A 3,857-nucleotide genomic window follows, 5' to 3' on the forward strand; every position below is an offset into this window, starting at 1 on the left:
CCAACAAAGGCAAAATCCAGTCCGACTATGAAAGCGTCACCGACCAGGCAGGAATCTATGCCGGTGAAGGCGGATTTGACATTAATGTCGGTAAGAATACTGATCTGAAGGGTGCGGTCATTAGCAGTGAGGCAGATCCAGACAAGAATAAACTCTCTACCGATACGCTGACCTTTAGTGATATTGAGAATAAGGCCGAGTACAGCGCAAGCAGCGTGGGAGTCAATCTCGATACCAGAAAAACAGCAGAAGCAAAGGATGCCGGACTCACACCTGACATTGGGACAAAAGCAACAGGCGATGCCGACAGTACAACGAAGTCAGCCATAGCGGAAGGTACAGTTGAAGTACGTAATGGCGATACGGATCTAAGCAACCTCAGCCGTGATACAGCTAATTCCTTGAATGCATTAGGTAAGATTTTTGATAAGAAGACAGTGGCAGAACAGCAGGAATTAGCGAAAGTCTTTGGCGAAGTAGCGTTTAAAATAGTCGGAGATATTGCCCAAAAACATCAAGAAAAAGCCTATATAGCAAATTCGTTAGCTGATAGTTATGAAAAACAGGCACAAGAATACCGAGATGCTGGAGAACTAGAAAAAGCTGCAGAAAGTGAAAAACTAGCAACTCAATATAAAGAAATTGGTCAAAAATCCTCCTCTTGGAATGAGGGAGGAACTAGTATAACTGCGCTTCATGCTTTGGTTGGGGGACTCATGGCAGAAATGGGTGGAGGTAGTTTTGCATCTGGCGCTGTTGGCGCAGGAGCTACCGAAGCAAGCCGTAATTTGCTAAAAGACTTAGAACCTGATTTACAGCAATGGGGTGGCGCAATAATCGGTGCAGCAGCAGCGGAAACTGTAGGTGGTAATGCACAAACTGGAGCATCTACAGCAGTATCGGGAACTGCTAATAATGATCTTGCTCATGGTATTGCTGGAGTAGGTAAAGGCGTATATGATGGTATATGTGCCGATATTAAAGGACTAGCAGAGACATTCAGCAATCCCCTAGATGCTATAGGGGCTGTGAAAGATGTTGCTGTAGCAATATATGAGTTAGGGAAAGATCAAGGTTTTGGAGCAGTATTTGCTGAATTAGGAACTGCTTTAAGCGGTGATAGTGTAAATAAATATAACGCTATACAAAATGCTTATGCCTCCGGTGAAATAGACGAGAATACACGAGATTATCGTTTAGGTAACTTGGCTGGAGAGCTAGCTTACCTCATCGCGACTACCGTTCCGGCCCCTGAAAAGCTCGCTATTAATCCTGGAATTATTAGCAAGCTAGATAAAGTAACGGCACTTAAGAAAACAAGTGCCGTATTAGACGAAGGTAAAGAATTAATTACTTTACCTGAGTTGGTAGTTATAGGGGAAAAAATCAAAAAGATTGAAGTAACTGGGGAAGCACGCAAATACTGGACTCAAGCAACTGAACATAACGGAATCAAAGTTTATCAGAGAAATGATCTAATCAACCCAAATTTCGTAGATGGAAGAGGAAGGACAAATCTTCAAAGAATGGAGCAAGGACTTGCTCCCATTGGACCTGATGGCAGCCCTATTAATTTGCATCATATGACACAAACTAACGACAGTGCTATAGCAGAAATAACTCAGTCGTTCCATCAAGAGAATACAAAAGTAATTCATATCAATCCTAATACAATTCCATCTGGCATTGATAGAAATGAATTTAACAAATGGAGAAGTGATTATTGGAAAAATAGAGCAAATGATTTTAAATAAGGAGAGATAAAAGTGAGTTCACAAGATTATAATAGAGCGGCAAATTTGATAAACGAAAACCCAAATCTGGCTGATTTTGTTGGTGGTTGTAATGAAACATTAATAAAAGAGGCTGAAGAAAAGTTAAGTTTATTATTTCCACAACTATATAAAAATTTTTTACTTAAATATGGTGCAGGTAATTTTGGCTCAGAGGAAATATATGGTATTGTTAAAAGTGACTTTGATAATTCCGGAATTCCGGATGCTATTTGGTTTACGTTAAAGCAAAGAAGAGAAATAAGTTTACCTAGCAATTTGTTGATCATTTATCACACAGGTGGAGAAGAAATGTTTTGTTTGGATTTCCATAGGCGGTCTGAATCATTGGAGCCTGCTGTAGTATCCTATTTGATTGGCGTAGAGGAAAACCATCAAATATATAATGTAATTGCAAATGATTTTGGTGAATTTTTATTGCAAAGAATTTATTTGGAGTTGGGTATGGCATAAGATAAACGAGGTCGGTGGACGTAAAAATCCGCTGACCTCTCTTTGTATCTCAAGTGTCGTCTGGTGAACGAACAACAACTGGATAATATTACCTATTGATGACTCATAAGAAATCAAATCTCGTCAATCAGAAGGACTTAGACTCGTTACCTCCACAAAATGGACAACTACCCCCATAGCCATTACCGGAACAACTACCACAATAAGTACCACCACAATCTTTGCATTTCATCAATGCTCCCATACAAGGTGCATCACTATGACAATTTGGACATTTTCTCACATTATCGTACATCAATAAAACCTCCTTAAAAATAATAATTTTAATATATCACCTGTCGGTGATGACGAAAACGGAGTTTTCATCAAAGAGGTTCATTTCATATAATTTATTGTAAATCCAGTAAAATCAAGGTTTAAATCAATCTGACACCTAAAATAATAATCAAATAGGGATCAGTTGATCATCAGAGTTACTCCGGTGACCGCTGATGATTTTTTCTTAATAGGTCCAATAAAATATATTACCAGATCAAAATCATTCAACAGAGATCACCCGGTAAACTAGTGACAAACATCTGTCACACGTCACGTTGTCACGGGATAAAATTATTTTTATAAAAAATCATAAAACGATGTTACACATTCCCAGTTTTGTAATATTTATATATTAAAATAAAAAAACGGAAAAATAGTTATTTATAGTTGCACCAGCCGCCAATATATAAGGATTAAATAATATAGTGCAAATACACATAAATCAATCAATGCACCTAAACTAGCATTAATTGATTTTATGTCTAAAATAATTATTATTTACGCACCCCAATGCACTTGGGTACCATATTTCCATCAAATCAATAATAATCGTCACACGGTCACGGATAAAAATGACATCTTACAAGCTTTCTTTGAGAAATATGAATCTCAAATTAATAATTAACCAATATCAAATAACCCTGGAGAAAAAATTCCCCAGGGTATAAATTTATCAATATTTAACCCGTACAATTAAATTACCTTAAACTTTACAAATCACAATATCATGTAATTCAGACCCCTAAATAATAATCAATTAAAATAGAAAAACCGGAACAAGTACGTACAGTGAAACCTTCACTCCGTTCCGGTTTCCTCAGCGAATAACAGTTGTTTTTTATTCTTCAACTATCCACTTGTTATTCTCTCTCTCAAGAAGCTTGCTTCTCAAAAAACAAAACTTACCTGTGAGCTTGTCTCACAGACTATTGTGAACGTAGTGAGCAATAGTATATATTTTAGATAAATATATTTTAGTAATAGATATTCTAGAGTCAACATAACAATTTCATTATTTCATTCTCTTCCAATCACCAGATCAAATCATTCCATGACAAAACTTGCACTTTTTGGTGACAAACGTTGCACCTTTACGTGACAAAACTTGCATTTTCATAAAAATATAAACTAGCCATTATATTTCACCCGCGTCCCCGTTGTCCCCCACGACGAAAAGAACAGCTCCAGCGGCCTAAGCATAAGTGTTGACATTTCCAAGAATGTCCAAGGAAAAACCGTCACAAGCAAACCGGGTATCCAAGGCTCAGCCAACAAAGGTAAAATCCAGTCCGA

Annotated in this window: 2 protein-coding genes; both read left to right on the forward strand. The window is 37.4% G+C overall.

What is annotated here, in order from left to right; translation table 11 throughout:
• The first annotated feature begins 1,142 nt into the window (after positions 1-1,142).
• On the forward strand, positions 1,143-1,754 hold the full coding sequence (locus tag GX348_01695) for a hypothetical protein (GenBank protein NLP40900.1): 612 nt from the start codon (positions 1,143-1,145) through the stop codon (positions 1,752-1,754).
• Positions 1,755-1,766: 12 nt separating this feature from the next.
• On the forward strand, positions 1,767-2,246 hold the full coding sequence (locus GX348_01700; protein NLP40901.1) for an SMI1/KNR4 family protein: 480 nt from the start codon (positions 1,767-1,769) through the stop codon (positions 2,244-2,246).
• Positions 2,247-3,857: the final 1,611 nt, after the last annotated feature.

Source organism: Veillonellaceae bacterium (genome assembly GCA_012523975.1).
Lineage (GTDB): Bacteria > Bacillota > Negativicutes > JAAYSF01 > JAAYSF01 > JAAYSF01.